Below are 627 nucleotides of genomic sequence, written 5' to 3'. Positions count from 1 at the left end.
ATCTTTATCTTTCCAAACCCTTATGGCGCAACCAAACCGCATCAACCACGAACCTATCTTTCTGCTTGCTTCCGCCCCGTGGCGCGAGAGCAGCTTGTGGGTGGAGGCTTTCAGCCGCCGTTATGGGCGGGTGGCTTTGTTGGCCAGAAGCGCGCGCAAACGGCAGAGCGAATTGCGCGGCGTGTTGGTACCGTTTGTGCCGGTGAGTGCGTCTTGGTATGGTTCGCAAGAGTTGAAGACCCTGCATCGTGCCGAATGGATAGGCGGGTGGCCGCAGCCGCAGGGCAGGGCTTTGTTCAGTGGATTGTATGTGAACGAGTTAATGCTGAAATTGACCGTCCGTGAAGACCCGTTGCCCGAGCTTTACGATGTTTTGGCGGAAACCATGAAAACCATCTGTTGCGAGGCCAACCACATAGCCGCTTTGCGCCGTTTTGAATGGTCGCTGTTGACACGTTTGGGTTTTGCCCCCGATTTGTTTCATGACGGCAACGGCAATGAAATCAATGGCGAAGAAACATATTGGCTCACGCCTGAAGAAGCTGTGGTTCCCCTGGCCGAGGCCGACCGTTTCCATGCGCTTAATAAGGGCGTTGCCGTATTGGGCGCGACTTTAATCGATTTGAG

The 627-nt window shown here is 54.7% G+C and carries 1 protein-coding gene; it reads left to right on the top strand.

Annotated features, from left to right (window positions below; all coding sequences use genetic code 11):
* Window positions 1-22: 22 nt before the first annotated feature.
* On the top strand, window positions 23-627 hold a 605-nt coding region (gene recO / locus ACTHUM_RS17420), incomplete at its 3' end, for a DNA repair protein RecO (RefSeq protein ID WP_440403614.1).

The organism is Neisseria sp. P0021.S006 (assembly GCF_051956895.1).
Note: the sequence above shows the minus strand (reverse complement) of the source record. Positions and strands in the feature narration are given on the sequence as shown.